Source organism: Streptomyces boetiae (assembly GCF_031845405.1).
GTDB lineage: Bacteria > Actinomycetota > Actinomycetes > Streptomycetales > Streptomycetaceae > Streptomyces > Streptomyces boetiae.
Genome location: NZ_JAVREN010000073.1, coordinates 1 through 18981, shown reverse-complemented (window position 1 = coordinate 18981; position 18981 = coordinate 1). Strand labels below are relative to the sequence as shown.

Genomic DNA, 18981 nt, shown 5'->3' with positions numbered 1-18981 from the left:
GTCGCCGCCCCAGCCCCAGCCCCAGCCCCGGCCGTTGCCGCCCCAGCCCCGGCCGTTGCCCCTCCGCTCCCCGCCCGGCCGCCCAGCCTGCCCGGCAGGCCCGCCTCGGCCAGCAGCCCCACCAGCTCCGTGCCCCCGATCAGCGTCAGCGGCTTCCCCTCCGCGAAGGCGTACGAGCCCGGCCCGAAGCCCGAAGTCGTCACGAGAATCCCCTTGTTGGCCCCCAGGCTCTGCACCGTCCCGTACAGGTCCCGCACCGCCGTCGGCGGCACCGTCCCCCGGTACCGCTTCACCTGCACCACCAGCCGCCCCCCGCTGATCGGGTCGGGGTCCACCGCCTCCACGTCCACGCCGCCGTCGTTGCTGCGCTGCGTCGTCACCGCCCGCATCCCGCGCGCCCGGAACAGCTCCGCGACCAGCCCCTCGAAGGCCACCGGGTCCATCTCCAGCAGATCCGGGTCGTCCTCGCCCAGCGACAGCCGGCCCTCCCCGACGTCCCCCGGCCGCGCCCCCGCCGCCACCGCCGCGCCCTGGTCGGGCCGCGCCGACAGCCGCCCGCCCAGGCCCGTCACCAGGCAGTCCACGGCGCTGACCTCCTCCAGCAGCAGCTCCGAGAACGCCTCGCGCCCGGCCATCACGCTCGCCAGCACGATCCGGGCCCGCCGCCCCGTCGCCGGATCGCGGTCCTCCACCAGGCCGTTGACCACCACCGACTCCAGCACCCCGGCCGCGTCCGCCGCGAAGACGTCCCGCAGCACCAGCAGCACGCACTGCGCCAGCACCTCCCGGTACAGCCCCCGCCGCTGCCCGGCCGGCCGCGCCGTCTCCCGCTCCTCGTCCGCCGAGACTACGTACCGCACCGCCCGCGCGGCCGGCACCACCTCGTAACGCGGCAGCTCCCAGTCCAGCACCAGCCGCCGCCCGGCCGCGTCGAAGGCGGCCGTCACCCGCCGCGGGAACCCCTCCGGCCACACCGCCCCCGCGTACAGGGCCGCCGAGAAGTACTCCACCACCGCCTCGGGCTCGCCCCGCCCCAGGGCCGCCTCCAGCTCCGCGATCCCCGCGTTGTGCCGGCGTATTTCCGCCCGCCGCGCCGCCGCCCACCGGTCGTACTGCTCGCGGTAGGCGGCGAGTTGGCGCTGCCGCTGCTCCTCGGCCGCCACCGCCGCCTGCCAGTCCCGCTCGAACCTGGCCCGCGCCTCGGCCTGCCGCTGCTGCGCCCCGAACCCCCAGCCGGCCTGCGGCTGGTACCGCGCCGGGTCCGGCATCGCCACCGGCTGCGCCAGCGCCCCCGGCGCGAACGGCTCCAGCTCCTCCGCCTGCCGCAGCGCCCCGGGCCGGAACGGCGGCTCCGCGCAGCCCGCCACCAACAGCCCGCCCAGCGCCGCGACCCGGGCCTCGATCTCCTCCGTCCTGCGCCGCGCCTCGGCCTCCCGGCCCTGCCGGTACGCCGCCTGCTGCGCCCGCTCCCCGCGCACCCGCGCCCGTTCGAACTCCCGCTGGTCCCGCTGCCACGCCCGGTGAGCGGCCTGCCGCCGCATCTCCTCCCGGCGCTGCGCCTCCGCCCAGGCCCCGACCAGCCCACTGGAACGCCGCCCCATCTCCACCCTCCCGGTCCACCGCCACGGCCACGCCAACCTACCGCGTGACCAGCGGACTTGCGCCGCGGCGGACGCATCGGGGGCCGCCTTCGGCCGTCGCCGCCGCGCGGGCCCCGCCCGCGCCCTCACTCCGCCGGCCGAGCGAGCACCACCCGCCCCCGCCCGTCCTCCGCCAGGAACGCCGCCAGCGCCTCCGCCTCCACCCCCACGGCCGCCCGCTCGGCCTTCGAGAAGTCCCGCAGCGGCCGGACGGCGACGGCGCCCTCCCGGACGTTCCAGGTCGCGGCCACCCGCCCGTCCACCAGCACCACGCGCTCGCCGGCCACCGAGAGCAGCCGGTGCGCGTCGTCCACGATCCGCGTGCGGTCCTGGTAGCCGAGCAGCGCGTTGTCGAACGCCGGCAGGAACCGCACCGGCGCGGGGGTGTCCGGGCCGGGGCGCGGCGCGTCGGGGAGGTCGAGCAGCTCGCGCCCCCGCGCGTCGCGGAAGGCGACCAGTTCCTCGCGCACGGCGGCCACCGCCCCCGGCAGCCCGGCCAGACCGGACCACGCGCGCAGGTCGGCCGTCGCCGCCGGCCCGTACGCGGCCAGGTAACGCCGCACCAGCGCCCGCCCGACCGGGTCGCCGTCGCCGTCGGGGGCCGGCGGGTCGGGCTCCCGGCCCAGCCAGGAGGCGAGCAGGACGTTGCGCACCCCGGCCCGCTCCCGCCACAGCCCGCGCGGCGGCGCCTGCACCATCGGCACCAGGCCCGCGATCAGCATCTCGCCGAACGCCCGCCGCTCAGCCGCCGGGCGCTCCGGGGCCAGCGCCCCGGCCAGCTCCGCCATCGTGCGCGCCCGGCCGTCGGCCATCAACGCCCGCCCGGCCGGTGCCAGTTCGTCCAGGTCCACGCCGCGGAACACCTCGCGGTAGGTCCCGAGCACCCGCTGCCGCAGCATCCCGTCGAACCGTCCCCGCCAGGCCAGCGCGTCCTCCGCCGTCACCAGGTGAACGGTGCGGCGCATCAGGTGCGTGCGCACCACCCGCCGCCCGGTCAGCAGTCCGTCCAGCTCCGCCGGGTCGAACGCCCGCAGCCGCGACCACAGCCCGGCGAACGGCTCCTGCGGCTCCTGCGCCTGAAGCCCGCCGAGGTGCGCGACGGCCTCCAGCGCGGGCATCGCGGCCCGGTCGAGCAGCAACTGCCGCGCGAGCGTGGCCCGATTCAGCGCCCGGTCCTCCAGCACGACCCCCGCGCCCTTCGTCCGCATCACCCAACCGCTCCCCTCGACGCCCGCCCGAACCGGCCTTCCGGACCCACCGTCCCACCAATAACGGCCAGATCCTGTCCTCTACCCTCGGCATCATGGAACGGTGCCCTCCCCCTCCGCCTCTTCCCCCTCCTCCTCTTCCTCCCGTCTCCTCTCCCTCCTCTCGCTCCTCCAGGCCCGCCCCGAGTGGCCGGGGCAGCTCCTGGCCGAGCGCCTGGGGGTCAGCCCGCGCACCGTGCGCCGCGACATCGGCCGCCTGCGGGACCTGGGCTACCCGGTCGCGGCCACCAAGGGCCCCGCCGGCGGCTACCGCCTCGGCGCCGGCACCCGGCTGCCCCCGCTGCTGTTCGACGACGAGCAGGCCGTTGCCCTGGCCGTCGCCCTGCGCACGGCCGCCACCAGCGGCGCCGGCGTCGAGGAGGCCGCGGCGCGGGCGTTGCACACCGTCCGCCAGGTCCTCCCGGCGCGGCTGCGCCACCGCGTCGACGCCCTCGACGTCACCGCCGTCCCCCACCCGCACCCGCAGGCCGACCCAAACGTCCTCCTCACCCTCTCCGCGGCCGTCCGCGCCCGCGAACTCCTCCGCTTCGACTACGCCCCGGCCACCCCGGACTCCCCACCCCGCCGGGCCGAGCCGCACCACCTGGTCACCTGGGGCGGGCGCTGGTACCTCGTCGCCTGGGACCTCGAACGCGAGGCCTGGCGCACGTTCCGCGCCGACCGCATCACCCCGCGCACGCCCACCGGCCCGCGCTTCGCCCCGCGCGCCCTCCCGGGCGGGGACGTGGCCGCCTTCGTCTGCGACCGCTTCCGCGGCCCCGGCGCCTGGCCCTGCCGCGGCGAGGCGACCCTCGACCTGCCCGCCCAGGCCGTTGCCCCCTACGCCCAGGACGGCATGGTCGAGCCCCTGGGCCCCGACCGCTGCCGCCTCCACCTCTCCTCCTGGTCCTGGCCCGCCCTGGCCGCCGCCTTCGCCCGCTTCGACGCCCCTCTCCACGCCCCTTCCCCCACCGAACTCCGCACCGCCTTCACCACCCTCGCGGCCCGCCTCACGGCGGCGGCGTCCTAGGCTCCGGATCCATGAGCCGCGTGACCGAGACCGACCTGACGCTGCCCGACGGCCGCCGCCTGCACGTCTACGACACCGGCCCGCCCGCCGCCTCCGCCGCGCGCCTCACCGTCCTGTGGCACCACGGAACGCCCAACATCGGCGAGCCCCCCGCGCCCCTCTTCCCGGCCGCCGACGCCCTCGGCATCCGCTGGGTCTCCTACGACCGGCCCGGCTACGGCGGCTCCACGCCCCGGCCCGGCCGCGACGTCGCCTCCGCCGCCGCGGACTCCGCGGCCGTGGCCGACGCGCTGGGCGTGGACCGGTTCGCGGTGATGGGCCACTCCGGCGGCGGCCCGCACGCCCTGGCCTGCGGCGCCCTGCTCCCCGAACGCGTCCTCGCCGTGGTCAGCGTGGCGGGCCTGGCGCCGTTCGACGCCGAGGGCCTCGACTGGTTCGTCGGCATGGCCCCCTCGGCCGCCGCCTCCCTGCGCGCCGCCGCCCGGGGCCGCGAGGCCAAGGAACGCCACGAGGCGACCGCCGCGTTCGACCCCGAGATCTTCACCCCGGCCGACCACGCCGCCCTCACCGGCCCCTGGTCCTGGTTCGACGAGATCGTCCCCCCGGCCGTGGCCTCCGGCCCCGCCCCCCTGATCGACGACGACCTCGCCTACGTCTCCCCCTGGGGCTTCACCCCCACCGAGATCCCCACCCCCACCCTCCTCCTCCACGGCACCGAGGACCGCCTCGTCCCGGCCCCCCACGCCCAATGGCTCGCCCACCACTGCCCCCGGGCCACCCTCCGCCTCCACCCCACCGAGGGCCACATCTCCCTCCTCAATTCCGCCACCACGGCCCTGACCTGGCTGGCGGACCACGCCGTAGGCTGACGGCCGGCCGACGAGAAGGGGGAGGCGCGTGCCCGCGGTCCTCGCGAACATCCTGGTCGGGCTGGCCACCAGCCTGATCAGCGCAGCCTCCCTGTGGCTGTGGCAGCGCGCCGCGGCGGCGGGGCGGGCGCGGAGCCGCACGCGCTTCTTCGGCGTCGCCCCGGGGCAGAACTGCCTGGTCGTGATGGGCCACCACCACGGCTCACCGGACGTCGTCTCGCACCACGACGTGCACGCCGTTCTCGAACTGGGCGCCCTGCTCAACGAGTTGGGCGCGACGGCCTCCTTCGAGTCGGCCGGCACCTTCCGCGGCGGCAACGGTGGCCGCACCGAGTTCTGCCTCTCCGGCCCGAACGCCAACGAACGCACGGCGGCCCACCTCGCGCACCACCTCCCCGGCGTCGCCTTCCGCCCCTACGGCGACGGCCCGGACGCGATCGCGCTCCTCGTCGGCGGCCAGGAGCACCGGTGGGTGCGCGACGAACTGGGCCACGCGATCCTCGCCAAGTTCACCCCACCCGGCCAGCAAGCCCCCGTCTTCCTCATCTGCGGCCAATCCACCGAGGCCAACCGCGGCGCGGTCCACTACCTCCGCCACCACCACCCCCACCTGACCCGCACCCTCCCCTCCCTCGACCGCTTCTGCCTGATCCTCCGCGTCTCCGGCATCACCACCTACGCCCACGAACAGGTCACCCTCCTCACCGACGCGACCGAAACCGCCTTCACCCCCTGACCCCGGCGAGGCCCGCCTACTTCCGCTCCCGCTCCCGCTCCCGCTCCCGCTCCCGCTCCCGCTCCCGCTCCCGCTCCCGCTCCCGCTTCCTGCGCTGGGCGACGGCGTAGGACGACCAATCCCCACGGTGCCGGTCGCAGCGAGACGCCCCCTGCACCGGCTGTCCCCGGGCGCATGCCCTATCACGACGGCCCGGCGCGAGGCCGCAACGGCGGCTGAGGAGAACAGTGCGCGCCCAGTGCGGACGCACTCCGCGAAGGCCAGCTCATGGCCAGGTTCGGCCAGGACCGCATAGAGGTGCGGCAGAGCAGCATCGGCCACCCGGCGGTTCGCCAGTCCCCGTGGGCGGGTGAAGCTCGGTCGGCCGTGCGAGGACGTTACGAACGTTCGTGGCGCGGCCCGGGTGAGGCGCCGCACACGCACAAAGGCCCCGGACCGGTCAAAGACCGTGGTCACGGGGTCTGCCTCATTTACACACTGTGCCCCCGGCGGGGCACCACACAGATGGTCGCACGCCTGACCAGCAGGGTCTCGCGGGTCGCCTGGTCATCGAGGGGCGATTTGAGCCTTCTGTCGTGAAAGGGGGGCGATGATGGCCGGCCCCCTTTCGTGGAAGCAAGGCTCGACGGCTCGGCGGGCGCTGGTGCTCGGCCTGTACATCCGGTCCGTGTTCGAGTGCGGGACCCTGGTGGGTGAACGGCCGGGGGAGCCGGCGTGCGCTGCCCTACCGGTGGGCTGCGAGACCTGCTTCGTGGGTCGGCGCGGCCAACGGGATTCCGGCAGCATGCACGACATCGACACCCCCGGTGAGCTGGTCATCTCCGCCACGATGACCCTGCCGGGCCGCCCGGGATCTGGAGTGCCCGATGCATGACGATATGTCTGCGAAGGGGCGCCGGGCGCCGGACTCACAGCCTATGGAAAGGCCCGCGCACCGTACCGACCTTCGTCCAGCTGCCGAATCGGGCGCGGACGCATGGGTGCGGAGCGGTTGCGCGGCGGTGGTGGCCGCGGTGGCCGCTTATGCCTCGTACGTGCACCAGCGGGACTTCGCTCTCCAGGGCGGCGCGGACGAGACCAGCGCGACGCTGTGGCCGCTGTCGGTGGACGGCCTGCTGCTGCTCGCCACGATGGGGCTGCTCAGCCCGAGCCGACATGCCGCCCGCCGGACCCGCGGAGCGATGTGGCTGGCGTTCCTGCTGGGTATCGCCGTCTCGCTCGCGGCCAACATCGCTGCCGCCCCGACCCTCGATTGGCGTTCGGTGCTGGTCGCCGGCTGGCCCCCGGTGGCCCTTCTGCTCTCCGTCGAACTCCTCGTTCCCCGCCGGACGGGCGGCCAGTCCGCCGGGGACGACGTTCCCGAAGAGGACCATCTTCGGGGTCGTGGCGTCGAGGAGTTCCCGGAGATCGAAGCGCGGCAAGTTCCCCCGCCTCCAGCGGAGGCTCTTCCCGCTTCGGCGACGAGGCCGGTGTCGCTGTCCGGGCCTGCGGTGCCTCGCGCTGCTCGCGGTGGTGGGCCGGACTCCAGGAGCGAAGGTCCGGTAGCTGCTGCGGGCGAAGGGCCAGCCGCCCCGCCTGCTGGTCAGCAACTGCGGATGAAGGGCGGACATCGCCTCCGGCAAAGTCGGCCCCCGTCCCTGGGCGGTGAACTTCTGGATCGGGCCCGGAGGGAAGACGCCCGTCATCGGCAGGAGTGCCAACGGCCGATCTCCGCGGAGACGCTGCGGAAGCGGCTGGGTGTCGGGGCGAAGAAGTCCCGGGCGCTGGTCGAGGCCGTTCGCCGGGAGGCCGCTGACGCCGAGAAGGCGAGATCTGAGCGGGAGTTCGACTCGCGGCCTGCCGGCGACTCGGTGCCGGTGCGAGGGCATGGGCCGGGGGCCGGTCGGCGGAACGCATCCTGAACGAGCCGCAGCCCGCCGCCGATCTTCGTAGTGCCTTCCGGGCCGGAATCGGGGATCGGCGGAGGGGTGCGTAGGTGAGTACGCGCCACGGGCGTGTGACTCGGGGGTCGGACTGCTTGATGCCGCCGCCGTCGCTGATCAGGACGACCTCGGGAGCCAGTACGTCCAGCAGGCTCTGCGGGTCCCTGGTTTCGAGGGCGTGGCGGAACAACTCCAGGGCGCTACGGGTCACGCTCGCGGGACGGATCGGCGGGCGTGGGGGGCGATCTGGCGAACGGCTGCCGGGCTCTTGTCGACGGCTTCCGCGATCTCGTCGTGGCCCACCTCGAAGACCTCGCGCAGCGCTCGCCGCCTTGCTGCCCGCTGCGGCTGTTTAGAACGGCGTCGGCGTACTTGGTTGGCGTGTCGGGGGAGGGGTGAGTGCGCGGTGGTGGCGGCGGGCGACGGTGGCTGTGCCGATCAGGAGTCCGTCTGGGGTGAAGTGCGGGGGAGTGAGGTGGGCTTCGAGTGCGGGGAGGTAGTTCCAGCGCACGGAGGGGTGGGCCGAGTGGGCGTAGTGATGGAGGTCGCCGTAGGGGAGCCAGGTGGTGGCGGCGAGCGCGGCCAATGCGCGGCTGCGTGGGTATAGGCGGAGGCAGCGGCCGGCTTCGACGTGGGCGGGGCTGCCGGTGCGGTGTTCGGGGTCGAACCAGGTGTGTTCGACCAGGAGGGACATCCAGGCGAGTTGGGGGTAGAGCAGTAGTCGCGGGATGAGGAGGCCGCATACCAGGGCGGTCCAGCCGCCGGTCAGGTAGGCGGCGGCCGTCACGGCGGCCGGGGCAAGGCAGCGGAGCCAGGCGCTGCTGCCGCGGAGGCTCGCGGCGATTCCGGTGGCGGTGGCGTGGAAGCCGCGCGGGGTGAGCGGGTGGATGAGCGCGAGCGCGTACCGGGAGCCGGTAGCGCCGGGACGGAGGCCCGCTCGGCGGAGTTCGGCGAGGTTGGGGTCGTGGGCCAGGGTGGCGTTGGGGTGGTGCTCGCGGACGTGCCGGCGGCGGCGCTCGGGGAGGGGGCCGAGCGCGAGGGGGTGGTGGGCGAAGGTCTCGGCGAGCAGGTGGTTGGCGTGTCCGGTGCGGGCGAGGACGCCGTGGACGGCGAAGTGGCTGATCTCCTGCAGGTGGCGGAACTGGACGGCCACGCCGACTGCCGCGGTTGCGGCGAGGAGCGGTCCGTGGGTGGCGAGTATCCACCACCCGGCGATCTGCACCCACTGTCCCGTCAGCAGGGAAAGCGGGGTGAGGTTGTTGGCGCGGGTGCGCTGGAGGGCTATCAGTTCGTCGGCGCCGGCGGCTCGCGGTCGACGCCGGGAGAAGTGCACACGGTCGATCTGACGCAGTGCGACGCCAGCGGTGATGACGGCTAAGGGGAGCAGCATGGCGTTCCCGGGGGGCGGGTGGCGGGCAGGTCCCCGCACGCTCGCCACGCACAGTACATCTAGTCCACTAGCTCGTGAATGCCGCAAGTTCTGCGGCCTCCGCCCGGTGATGGGCGGAGGCCGCGGAGAGGTGAGGCTGGTGTTCTACAGGGTGTCGACCGTGGCGGCGGCGCGGTGTTCGGCCCAGGCGCTGGCGTCCAGCATGGGGCGCACGGCGGCTTCGTAGGTCTGCAGAGCGCGGGGGGCGGAGTCGGCGCCGCTGCCCCAGACTGCCTCGAAGCGGCTGCGCCAGCGGTGGACGCCCTTGAAGTAGACCGAGCTGCGCCCGCGGGTGTAGTCGGCGTCGCCCTGTTCCTCTTCGACCAGAACGGCGGCTGCGGCGAAGACGACGTAGTCGACGGCCTCGTCGGCGCGCAGCCGGTCGCGCACGGTGAGTCCGCAGGTGACGCCTATGTCGCGGTGGCGGCCGATGAGTTCCAGGAGGGCGCGGGCGAAGTCCTGCTTGAGCAGGTCGTCGCGGTAGACGATGAAGAGGCGGTTGATGGTGCCGCCGCCTTCGGTGAAGCGGCGGTTGGCCGCGAGGTATTCGCGACGCCAGTTCAGCAGTTGGGGGTTGGTGGTCAGGTCGGCGGCGAGGATCCGCTGGGGCTCGGAGGCCGCGTCGGTGAGCGTGGTGACCAGCAGCGCGGACAGGCGGGGGACCTCGCTGGCGTAGACGCGGAGGTGGCCGTCGGCGATCTCGCCGTAGTCGGAGACGAGTTCGCGCTCGAGGTGGGCGCGGACGAGGTCGTAGTAGCGGGCGTCGTCCATGGCCTTGAGGTGATGGGTCCGGCGCAGGCGGATGTACGCCCTGCGCGTCCACAGGTGGCCGGCGGCCAGAACCAGGATGAGTGCGCCCTGGACGAAAAGCAGCACCTCGAGGTTGACCCGCTCACTGGCCCAGCCGATCACGGGTGTGACGAGTCCGGCGATGCCGAGCACGGCGCCGAGCACGGGCGAGCCGAGTGCGTCGGCGATTTTCGTCAGCGGGTCGCGCCGTTGGTCCGGCATGAAGTCCCCTCCCTCCGGCGGTCATGCGACCGCCCCGTGTGCCTTCCACGGCCGAGCGACGCCCTGTGCCGTCAGGTGTTCGGCGCGGGCATGTCGACGTCGTACTCGATGTCCCAGCGGTCGGCCGGGATGAAGATGTCCGCGGTCTCCACCGCGCGGCCTGTGCTGTCGTAGTGGATGCGCTCAATCAGCGTTCCCTGGGCTCCGGTTGTGATGCCCAGGAGGTGGGCCTGGCCGCGGTCGGCCTGGGCCGGGCGCGGCCGTTCGACGGCCCGGGTGACGGTGATCCCCAGGTGCGCCATGCGGTCGACCACCCCTTTGCCCGCGAGGGGGCCGCCCTCGGGGAGAACCACCACGGTGCCGCCTGTGATCGTCATGGGTTCCCAGCTGGTGGTCAGCATGACCGGCTGCCGGTCGGTGAAGAACTCATAGGCCGTGCACACGCAAGGGTCGCCGGGTTGGATTCCCAGGCGGTCGGCAATGGCGGGCGGCGCAGGGACCTTGGCGGTGGAGTCCGCCTCCCAGGTGCCGGAGAAGCCGGCCGGGGCGACCCCGCTCCGCGCGGACCTCGGCCGCGGGGTGCGGCGGAGCTTGCGGCGTACGACGGGCGCCCGGACGTAGGTTCCCGAGCCGGCCCGGCCTTCCAGCTTTCCTTCGGCGATCAGCAGTTCCTGGGCGCGGCGAACGACGTTCTCCCCGACGCCGAACTCCGCACCGAGCTCACCGCGAGAAGGGAGCCGATCACCCGGTGACCAGGTGCCGTTGGCGATGCGGTCCCGGATGGCGCCCGCGACCCGCAGGTACGGAGCGCCCGCTGAGCTGGAGTCAGCCATCGCTCTCCTTGGGCGCGTTGCCAGCCAGTACGCATTGACAAATCTAGTCCACCAGCTAAAAGCTAGTTAACTAGAACTACTCTTTGTGGTAACTGATCGATTGCGAGCCACCGTGGACCACGACCGCAGGGCAGCGATCGTCTACGCCACCGCACAGCTCGCGGAGCTGGCCGGCGTCCCGCCCCGCGTCATCTGCGAGTGCGGCGCCGTCCGCATAGAGACCGAAGTCACCGAGCACCTCCGGCGTCGCTGGGCGGAACTGCTCGCCGTTCTCGACCTGGGCACCGCCTTCGGGCTCACCGACACCACTACCGGTCAGATCGCCTGGCTGAGCTTCCAGGCAGGAGAGAGCTTCCGCTCATGACCACCCTCGTCGCCAACCCGTCCTTCCAGCCCTTCGCCAAGGGGCACGGCGCCGGCAACGACTTCATCGTCCTGCCCGACCCCCACAGCCGCCTCGCCCTGGGGGCCGAAGACGTGGTGCGGCTATGCGACCGCCGCACCGGCCTCGGCGCCGACGGCGTCCTGCGCGCCGTACGCTGCCGGGCCAGCCCCGAGGCCGCCGCCATAGCCTCCGACGCCGACTGGTTCATGGACTACCGCAACGCCGACGGCACCCTGGGCCAGATGTGCGGCAACGGCATCCGCGTCCTGGCCCGCTACCTCGTCGACGCCGGCCACTGCCCGCCCGGCACCCTCGCCCTCGCCACCCGCGCCGGCCTGCGCACCGCGCATGTCCCCTACCGCAGCGCCGACTTCCACGGACCCGTCACCGTCGGCATGGGCACGCCCCGCTGGCCGGGCCCTGAAGGCATCACCGTCACCGCGGGCGCCCGCTCCTGGCCGGCCCTGCACGTCGACATGGGCAACCCCCACGCCGTCGCCTTCGTGGGCGACCTGACCGACCCCGGTGATCTCACCTCCCCGCCCGCCGTCGCACCTGCCGACGCGTACCCCTACGGCGTCACCATCGAATTCGTCGCCCGCCGCGGATTGGATGACCTCGCCGTGCGCGTCCACGAACGCGGCGTGGGGGAAACGCGCGCCTGCGGCACCGGCGCCTGCGCCGCGGTCGCCGCCGCCCTGCGAACCGGCGCTGTGCCGGGCACCTTCACCGTCGACATGCCCGGCGGCCGGCTTGGCGTAGCCGTCCTCGCCGACGGCTCCATGGAACTGACCGGCCCCGCCACGATCGTCGCCCACGGCACAGTGCGCCTGTAACCTCCAGGGCCATTCAAGGCGGGGCAGCGACGCCGTGCCGCGGACCAGGGCGTCCCTGGTCGGCAGGGCGAGATGCGCGATTCCCAGGGAAGCCACTCTCGCACCCGGCGGGGTGAACGAGCCCAGTCCCATGACGGGGTGGGCGCGTCCTGTCGTGGAGCCGAGGTCTCTTTCGGCGAAGGTGGCCGATCGCGTACCGAGCGCATGGGTCTCCCAGCGACCAGCGGGCTCTGATCCGGGCCCGCTGCGCGGCGGGAGCGGAGATCCCCAGCGGCGGGGTGCGTGTGCGGGCTGTCAGTCGGCCGGTGGCGGGTCCTGGGGCTGTTCGGGGCGGGGGCGGTAGCGCAGGAGGAGGTGGGTGCCGAGGACGAGGAGGCCGGAGAAGGCGAGCATGACGGTGCCCTGGCCGAGGATGAGGAGCATGCGGTCGCCCAGGGGCAGGTCGCCGCCGTAGGTGAGCTGGACGGTGCTGAGGATGAAGGCGATGGCGGCCAGGAAGACGGTGACCATGGTGAGGAGGTGGCCGGTGGTGCTGTTGAGCTGGGCCTCGACCTTGCGGTAGGTGGCCTCCTGGCGGCGCCAGCGCTCCTCGTGGGCGGCGTTCTCGGCGGCGCGGCGGCGCGCTTCGAGGATCAGCTCGCGCTTGGCGAGGTACTGCTCCTGGAGCTGGCGGTGGCTGCCGCGGGTGCCGATCGCGGGGAGCAGGGCGAGGGCGAGGTCGATGGCCTCCAGCGCCTCGTCGTACTCGCGGCACAGGTGCAGGCCGGTGGCCAGACGCAGGGCGAAGATGTGGTTCTCCGGCCACTGGGTGGCCGCCTCGTGGGCCCGGTCGCGCAGCAGCTCGCCCTGGCGGGGGAACGGCGTCGCGGCGGCGAGCGCGTTGAGGCACAGGTCGACGGTGTGGACGGTGCGCTGCGGCGAGTACCAGGCGTGGTCCAGGAGGTCGGCGGCGTGCTCGGCGGTCAGGCGGCGGCTGCCGCAGGCGGCGAACGCCCGCAGCGCGGTGAACAGCGGCGTGCCGCGGTGGGGCCCGGCGGCCAGCGCCAGCAGCGAGGATTCCAGGAAGCCGTGGAGTTCGTCGAAGCGGAAGTTCGCCCGAAGCTTCCCCGCGTGGTAGAGGGTGGCGAAGTAGGCGATGTCGCCGGAGCCGACGAGGTCCCCGCAGGCCTCGGCGATCTCCGCCGGGGTCTCCTCGCTGTCGCGGGTGATGAACGCGTAGCCCAGCGCCCACTTCTCCAGGACCTCGGTGTGCTGCGCCGCGCCGGACGGCTCGTGGGCCGCGGGGCCGTGGGCCTGGAGCCACGAGGCGCAGGCCGCTGCGGTGCGCACCGTGGGGTGTTCCAGGAAGCGCAGGCGCCAGTACCGGTCGGCGCAGATGAGGAACGGGTCGGCAGCGAAGTCGGCCGAGGTGACCCGGAACGGCGGTTCGGTGCCGGTCTCGCGCAGGGACCGCGCGACCTCTTCGCAGACGCGGTCCAGCTCGCGGGAGTCCTCGGTGGCCACGCGCCGCAGCCGCGCGACTATCGGATTGCCCTCCATGGCCTTCGTCTTATCACGGATTACCACGCTCGCGCCGGAACGGGGCGACGGCGCGCGGGGGGTTGGGGCTAGAGTTCTGGTCGATGCGAGTGGACGTGGTGACGGCCGCCCACGCGCCCCACGCCAGATACCTGGCCGCCGCGTGGGCGTCGCTGCGCGCCCAGACCCACCACGCCTGGCGCTGGCTGATCCAGCTCGACGGCACGGACGAACGCCCGCTGCGGTCCGCCCTGGAGGCGTGCGGCGCCGCGGCCGACCGGCGCGTGGAGATAGCCGCGCACCGCACGGCCGTCGGCCCGGCCAACTCCCGCAACCTCGCCCTGGCCCGCGCCACCGCCCCGCTGATCCAGAACCTCGACGCGGACGACGAACTCGAGCCCGCGGCCCTGGCGTTGCTCAGCGCGGCGCTGACCGAACGCCCAGCGACGGGCTACGCCGCAGGGCAGGCCCGCGACCTGCTGCCGGGCGGCCGACTGCGCCCCCACCGCCTGCCGTTGCGGGACGGGCCCCTGCCCCGGGGCATCCTGCTGGAGCACTGGAACACCGCGGCCGGCCGCTATCGGCTGCCGCTGCACCCGGCCGGGGTGATGTGGCGCCGCGGTCTGCTGGAGTGCCTGGGCGGCTGGTCGGCAATGCACGGCATGGAGGACACCGCGACCCTGATCGCGGCCTCGGCCCGCACCGCGGGCGTGCTCCTCCCGGCCCCGACCCTGCGCTACCGCAAGCACCCCCAGCAGATATCCGGGCAGAACTCGAAATTCGCCGGGGGGGGGGGCGCAGATAGCGCTTATCCGGCAGCGCGCCCTCCACCTGCTGACAGCCCCCGCCTGGCCCCCGCCGCCCACCGTGGGCGGGATCGAGGGCCCCGTCTGAAGCCCGCGGCCCCCGGGGCGCGACAGGGCGGCCAAAGGGCGCGGTCGTGTCGCGCGTGGGGCCGGGCTCGGTGCGGTGTTGGCGCTAGGCTGGTAACGCGATGGTGTGGTTCGGTGACAGAGGTGGGGGATGCCTGATGGTTGATCCGCTTTCGCTGGGGGCCGTTTCGGCGGCGGTGACGGCCGCGGCGAGTTCGGTGGGGACAGAGGCCGGACGGGCTTCCTGGGCATCGCTGGCCTCGCTGGTGCGCCGGGCCTTCGGACGTGACAGTGAGGAAGCCGCAGGGGACACGGATGAGGCGGCGGGTGGAAGGATCCTGCCGCTGGACCCCGCCGATCCCGGCCAGGCGGAAGAACTGACGGCGCTGATCTTCGGCAGGATCTACCAGGACGAGGAGTTCGCGGAGGCCTACCGGGAGTGGCGGCGAAGCAGCGAGGCCGTGGTGGGGACGGGCGGCGTCCAGGTGAACAATACGGTCGGCGGGCACGCCCAGGTGCAGCAGCTGGTCCAGGGCCAGAACATCACCTGGCACGCGAGCTGATCCGCCGCGGGCAGGGGCGGAGCAGCGATGACGGAGGAGAGGCCACGGGCCATCCGCAACGAGCTGGCGCACATCGGTGCCCATACGGTGATTCAGGCCGGGGGTGATGTGGTCGTCCACGGCGGTACGGATGGCGGCCCGTACCGGCCTCCGGTTCCCTCCCAAGTGCCTCCCAGCACGCCGTGGTTCGTGGACCGCGCCGGCGCGCTGGCCTGGTGGTCGGACCTGCTGGGCAGGACGGAGCGGCGCCCGGCGTGTGTCGCGGTGGTCAGCGGCATGCGCGGCGTGGGGAAGAGCACCCTGGTGCGGCGCATGGCCGAGGAAGCCGGGAGCCGGTTCCCCGGCGGCCAGTTCCACGTCAACCTGCTCGACTGGCGTGGCGAGGCGGGAAGCGTCGACGTCTCGGGCGCCCTGCGCGGCTGTCTGCGGGCCCTGGGGGTGACCGAGCCCTTCCTCCCGACCGCTTTGCCGGACCTCACGGGCCTGTTCCGCACCATGACGGCCCGGTCGAGCGTGCTCGTCGTCCTGGACGAGGTCACCGAGCCGGCGCAGGTGGAGCCGTTCGTGCCCAAGGCGGCGGGCAGCGTCGTCCTGGCCGTCAGCGACGCCCGGCTCGCGGAACTGGTGAACGTCGGCGCGTTGCCCCTGCCGGTGGTCAGGCCGCTGGAGCGCACCGACGCCCTGGAACTGCTGGCCCTGCGGTGCGGCCAGGACCTGGTCGCCGCGGACCGCGTCTCGGCCGAGAACCTCGTCGAGTGGTGCGGCGGCCTGCCGCTCGCGCTCGACCTCATCGCCGGGCGGCTGACGCTCGACCCCGAACAGACGCTGTCCGATCTCATCGCCGAACTGGCCGAGGACGGCGCCCCCTTGGACGATTCCGCCTTACGGGAGACCCGTGCCGTGACCTCCGCGCTCACCGCCGTGTACCGGAACCTTCCCGAGCGCTGCCGCCGCCTCTACGCGGGGCTGGCGCTGTTCCCCGGCAGCGAGTTCGACGCGGACATCGCGGCGGTGATCGCGGACGTTCCCCCGGCCGCCGCCGGCCGACTGCTGCGGGTGCTGGAGGAGACCAGCCTGATCACCCACGCCGGGGCGCCGGAGGACCGGCGTTACCGCTTCTACGAGCTGGCCAGGACGCACGCGCTGGCCCAGGCGGAGGAGCGGCCCGGGGCCGAGCGGAGGGCGGCGCTGCGGCGCGTCGTGGAGTACTTCCGCGTACGGGCCGCGTGCGCCGACCGGGCCGTGATGGCCGACCGGTACCGCGTCGCCGACCATGCCACGCTCCTGGCCGGCGTCGAGGACCCCTTCGCCGGCGGGGATGGCGCGGACGGCGACGACGGCGAGGACGGCGGGGACGGCAAAGCGGCGGCGCTGGCCTGGCTGCTGCGGGAGCGGGGGAACGCCCTGGCCGTGCTCCGCGCCGCCGTGGCCGAGGGGCTGTTCACCGCCGCCTGGCAGTTGGCTGAGGCGTTGACCGCGCTCTACCTCAACCACCGCTTCGTCCGCGACTGGATCGAGTCCGGCGAGCTGGGCATCGAGGCGGCGGCCTGCGAGCGGGACGGCGGCAACGAGGCCGCCGAGGCCCGCCTCAGTTGCCTGCTGTCCCGCCCCCTCGCGGACGACGGCCAACTGGAGCGCGCCCGCGCGCTGATGGAACGCGCCGTGCCCCTGGCCGACCGGACCGGCGACCTCGTGCTGCGCGCCTCGGCCCGGGAGTTCCTGGGGCGGCTGTGGGAGAGGGACGACCCGGAGCGCGCCATCGCGCTGTTCGGGGAGTGCGCGCGGCTGAACGCGCGGGCCGGCGAGCGGCGCGGCGTCGCGCTCGCCGAGTACTTCGTCGGCTGCGCCGAGACCGGCCGCGGCCGTCACCGGGCCGCCCTGGACCGGCTGGGCCACGCCCTGGGCCAGTTCCTGGCCCTGCGGGACGGCAAGGGGGACCAGCGGATGGCGGGCCGGGCCCTGGTCGCCCTGGGCCGGGCCCATCTCGGGCTCGGGCACGGCGCGGAGGCCGGGCAGAGCCTGAGCGAGGGCGCGGACCTGCTGAAGGGCGTCGGCGCCGTGGCCTATGAACTCCCCGCCCGCAGGCTGCTGGCCGACCTGGCCCAGGCCGAGGGCGACGACGAGGCCGAACGCGCGCAGCTCGCCCGGATGCTCGGCCTCCTCATCGCGGGCGGCAGCCCGGAAGCCGCCGCGGTGCGTGAGCGGCTGGACGCCCTCGGTGGCCCCCCGTGACGGGCGTTCCGCTCACGGGGCGGGCCACGGGCTGAGCGTCACCTCCAGCGCGCGCCCGCCCAGCCGTACCCCGAAGGTGCCCGCCATCGGCAGGCCGGCCCGCAGGCACACGTACGCCACCGCCGACAGCACAGCCGGGTCGTCGGGTCCCCCCTTCCCGGCCGCTCGCACCGTCCGGCCGTCGCGGGTGAGCAGCAGTACGCCGCCGTCCGGGAGCCGCGCGGCGGCCAGCGCGCAGCCGGGGTAGCCGTGCCGGATCTCCGCGACGCGCCGCTCGGACTCCTCGGCCGAGGAGGCCGGATCGCCGCGCGTCACCACCGACGCGCTCTCCGCCCACGCGCGTCCGCCGTCGGCGAGATCGCTGACGAGGTGGCTGAAGGAACGGTCCGACTCCTCGCGTCCGGGCCGGGCCGCGGCCGGGAAGCGGCGCACCTCGATCACCCACGCGCCGGCCTCTTGGAGCAGGACGCTGCCGATCACCTGCGCCGTGTCCCGGTGGCGTTGGGGCGCCGGGTCGGCGAACGCGGGCGGCCGGCGGACCGGCGCGGGCGGCTGCGCGAGGTCCAGCAGGCCGTAGACCGCCGAGCGCAGGCGCGCCAGGGCCATTCCCGGATGCCGGAATGCCAGCCCGGCCAGCTCCTCTGCCACCTCGGGGCGGTGGCGGGCGCGTTCGTTCTCGATCTGCTCGCGCAGCCCCTTGGCCGGGTCCAGGGCCGTCGCCCCGCGCCCGAGCGCGTCCATCGCCGTGCCCGGCACGGACTCCTCGCCGAAGGCCGCCAGCAGCACCGGACGGCCCAGCGCCGCCGCGTACAGCGTCACCGATCCGTGGTCGCCGAGCACGACGTCCGCCGCGACCACGGCCGCCTGCCATCCGGCGAACGGCGGAATCAGCAGCAACCCCGCCTCAAGCGCCCCCCGTTGCAGCGTGCGGATCTGCCAGGGGCTGTGCCCGAACCACACGTTGGGATGGAGGATGGCGGCCACCGCGTAGTCGTCCAGCGGGAGTTCGGCCAGCAGGCGCCGCGGCAGATCCGGCACGGTCCCGATCAGCGACTGCCTCCCCCAGGTCGAGGACACCACCGCCAGCCGCCTGCCGTCGCCCTCCTCAAGGCCCAGGGCCCGCCGGTACCGCGTCCGCGCGGCGCGGCTGTCCAGCAACTGGTCGTAGCACGGGTCGCCCACCAGCAGCGTGCGCCCCGCGAGATCCGGCCGCACGGCCCCCAACTGCTCGGCCTGGTCCGGGTGCGACACGGCGTACCAGGACCGTTCGCTCTCCAGCAGAGCGGCCGGCACCACTCCCGACAGGCGCCGTCCGGGCCCCCGCGCGTCCGGGACCATCTTGTGGAACCCCACCCCGTGCGGCATCACCAGCACCGGCGCCCGCAGATGCCCGAACGAGGCGTTCTCCGTGGCCGTCAGCACCAGGTCACACGGCCCTTCGCCCGCGTCCTCCCACCCGACCACCCGCACATCGTGCGCCCCGAGCAGATCGAGGACCCCGCCGTTGAACGCCGAGGTGGAGTCGTACCCGAACAGCACCTCCACCCGCGGATCGTCCCCAAACAGCGCCGGCAGCACCTCCAGCAGCCGCGTCGACGACGTCACCGTCCGGGCCGCCACCACCACCGTTCGCTCGGGAAGAAACGTCCGCCACCGGGAAGCCCCGGCAACGACCGACACGGACGTCGCCGGTGCAGACTTCACGCCGCCCCCGAACGGAACGTCATCTCATCCCGGCTCCCGGCTCCCGGCTCCCGGCTCCCGGCTCCCGGCTCCCGGCTCCCGGCTCCCGGCTCCCGGCTCCCGGCTCCCGGCTCCCGGCTCCCGGCTCCCGGCTCCCGGCTCCCGGCTCCCGGCT

17 protein-coding genes and 1 pseudogene are annotated in these 18981 nt (G+C 74.4%); 9 read left to right on the top strand and 9 right to left on the bottom strand.

Translation table 11 applies throughout. The features are described 5' to 3' along the window. Together RM780_RS26500 and RM780_RS26495 are read right to left on the bottom strand one after the other, a co-directional pair. Window positions 1-1601 (bottom strand): restriction endonuclease (locus tag RM780_RS26500; protein WP_311633439.1); only part of this gene is annotated, 1601 nt, incomplete at its 3' end. A 125-nt stretch (window positions 1602-1726) separates the two neighbouring features. After that, a complete protein-coding gene (locus RM780_RS26495) occupies window positions 1727-2848 on the bottom strand; it encodes a winged helix DNA-binding domain-containing protein (protein ID WP_311633438.1) in 1122 nt (373 codons plus the stop codon). A 103-nt stretch (window positions 2849-2951) separates the two neighbouring features. Here RM780_RS26495 and RM780_RS26490 point away from each other — a divergent pair, with 103 nt between their 5' ends. The 3 genes from RM780_RS26490 to RM780_RS26480 are packed head-to-tail and all read left to right on the top strand — an operon-like array spanning window position 2952 to window position 5522. After that, the gene (locus RM780_RS26490; RefSeq protein WP_311633437.1) at window positions 2952-3917 is read left to right on the top strand and encodes a helix-turn-helix transcriptional regulator; all 966 of its coding nucleotides are present in this window, start codon (window positions 2952-2954) and stop codon (window positions 3915-3917) included. Window positions 3918-3928: 11 nt separating this feature from the next. Beyond that, a complete protein-coding gene (locus RM780_RS26485; RefSeq protein WP_311633436.1) occupies window positions 3929-4786 on the top strand; it encodes an alpha/beta fold hydrolase in 858 nt (285 codons plus the stop codon). Window positions 4787-4814: 28 nt separating this feature from the next. Then, window positions 4815-5522, top strand: a complete 708-nt coding sequence (locus RM780_RS26480; RefSeq protein ID WP_311633435.1) for a hypothetical protein — start codon at window positions 4815-4817, stop codon at window positions 5520-5522. A gap of 16 nt (window positions 5523-5538) precedes the next feature. Here the strand turns inward: RM780_RS26480 and RM780_RS26475 are convergent, their stop codons facing one another. Further along, complete coding sequence (locus RM780_RS26475) at window positions 5539-5679, bottom strand: hypothetical protein (protein ID WP_311633434.1); 141 nt, start codon at window positions 5677-5679, stop codon at window positions 5539-5541. Window positions 5680-6523: 844 nt separating this feature from the next. Between RM780_RS26475 and RM780_RS26470 the strand changes: the two genes are divergently transcribed. Then, a complete protein-coding gene (locus RM780_RS26470) occupies window positions 6524-7423 on the top strand; it encodes a DUF2637 domain-containing protein (protein ID WP_311633433.1) in 900 nt (299 codons plus the stop codon). 100 nt (window positions 7424-7523) lie between these two features. Here RM780_RS26470 and RM780_RS26465 read toward each other — a convergent pair. From RM780_RS26465 to RM780_RS26450, 4 genes and pseudogenes are all read right to left on the bottom strand, one after another. Further along, window positions 7524-7765: pseudogene (locus tag RM780_RS26465) on the bottom strand (RNA polymerase subunit sigma-24); the annotation flags it as partial. A gap of 31 nt (window positions 7766-7796) precedes the next feature. Then, window positions 7797-8834, bottom strand: a complete 1038-nt coding sequence (locus RM780_RS26460) for a fatty acid desaturase (RefSeq protein WP_311633432.1) — start codon at window positions 8832-8834, stop codon at window positions 7797-7799. 144 nt (window positions 8835-8978) lie between these two features. After that, window positions 8979-9884 (bottom strand): hypothetical protein, encoded by a 906-nt coding sequence (locus RM780_RS26455; protein ID WP_311633431.1) that lies wholly within the window; start codon window positions 9882-9884, stop codon window positions 8979-8981. 71 nt (window positions 9885-9955) lie between these two features. Beyond that, entirely contained in the window at window positions 9956-10717 is a 762-nt protein-coding gene (locus RM780_RS26450; protein WP_311633430.1) for a GntR family transcriptional regulator, read from the bottom strand. A 100-nt stretch (window positions 10718-10817) separates the two neighbouring features. Here RM780_RS26450 and RM780_RS26445 point away from each other — a divergent pair, with 100 nt between their 5' ends. Then, the gene (locus tag RM780_RS26445) at window positions 10818-11081 is read left to right on the top strand and encodes a hypothetical protein (protein ID WP_311633429.1); all 264 of its coding nucleotides are present in this window, start codon (window positions 10818-10820) and stop codon (window positions 11079-11081) included. Continuing rightward, entirely contained in the window at window positions 11078-11938 is an 861-nt protein-coding gene (gene dapF / locus RM780_RS26440) for a diaminopimelate epimerase (RefSeq protein WP_311633428.1), read from the top strand. Before RM780_RS26445 ends, dapF begins: the two co-directional genes overlap by 4 nt. Before the next feature lie 294 nt (window positions 11939-12232). On the opposite strand, the gene RM780_RS26435 is transcribed toward dapF, so the two are convergent. Continuing rightward, window positions 12233-13477 (bottom strand): hypothetical protein, encoded by a 1245-nt coding sequence (locus tag RM780_RS26435; protein WP_311633427.1) that lies wholly within the window; start codon window positions 13475-13477, stop codon window positions 12233-12235. Between the two features lie 83 nt (window positions 13478-13560). On the opposite strand from RM780_RS26435, the gene RM780_RS26430 reads away from it, so the two are divergent. The 3 genes from RM780_RS26430 (at window position 13561) to RM780_RS26420 (ending at window position 17123) form a co-directional block, all read left to right on the top strand. Beyond that, window positions 13561-14487: a glycosyltransferase family A protein gene (locus tag RM780_RS26430; RefSeq protein WP_311633426.1), complete on the top strand. Its 927-nt coding sequence runs from the start codon at window positions 13561-13563 to the stop codon at window positions 14485-14487. After that, window positions 14487-14891 carry a hypothetical protein gene (locus RM780_RS26425; protein ID WP_311633425.1) on the top strand — a complete coding sequence of 135 codons (405 nt, stop codon included), beginning with the start codon at window positions 14487-14489 and terminating at the stop codon, window positions 14889-14891. Before RM780_RS26430 ends, RM780_RS26425 begins: the two co-directional genes overlap by 1 nt. Window positions 14892-15056: 165 nt before the next feature. Continuing rightward, on the top strand, window positions 15057-17123 hold the full coding sequence (locus RM780_RS26420; RefSeq protein ID WP_311633424.1) for an NB-ARC domain-containing protein: 2067 nt from the start codon (window positions 15057-15059) through the stop codon (window positions 17121-17123). Between the two features lie 12 nt (window positions 17124-17135). Here the strand turns inward: RM780_RS26420 and RM780_RS26415 are convergent, their stop codons facing one another. After that, the gene (locus RM780_RS26415; protein WP_311633423.1) at window positions 17136-18728 is read right to left on the bottom strand and encodes a hypothetical protein; all 1593 of its coding nucleotides are present in this window, start codon (window positions 18726-18728) and stop codon (window positions 17136-17138) included. Window positions 18729-18981: the final 253 nt, after the last annotated feature.